This is a genomic window from Weizmannia acidilactici (genome assembly GCF_008974225.1).
Classification (GTDB): Bacteria; Bacillota; Bacilli; order Bacillales; family Bacillaceae_C; genus Weizmannia; species Weizmannia acidilactici.
Genome location: NZ_BKZR01000124.1, coordinates 1 through 338 on the forward strand (window position 1 = coordinate 1; position 338 = coordinate 338).

1 protein-coding gene is annotated in these 338 nt (G+C 55.0%); it reads right to left on the bottom strand.

From position 1 onward, the window contains the following. Positions 1 to 338 (bottom strand): UPF0236 family transposase-like protein (locus tag GBH70_RS16510; protein WP_172968336.1); only part of this gene is annotated, 338 nt, incomplete at both ends.

Here is a 338-nt window from a genome sequence, read left to right on the forward strand (position 1 = left end):
GAGCCTTACGACCCGAACCGTTTGTTTCACGGTTCGGCACCCATTGCCCAAACCACGTTTTGACCTCCAACCGATCCTTGTCGGCAATTATCCATTGGGTCATCGCCTCTACACCGGCTGCACTCCAACTGCGCCCCTGTTTGAGGCGAGCCGCAAATTGGCTCATCAAGCCTTCCGAAGCCCCCATCGTGCACAGCCTGTGCGTGTCTATCCCTTGCGCTTCGAGCCACGCTTTATAATCCCGTAACGCTTCTTTATGATTCGTGATATACGCGATGAACGCCTCCAGCTTTGTTTCGCCTTCCGGTGTAGCCATCGTTCCCACGGCACTGTTCAAC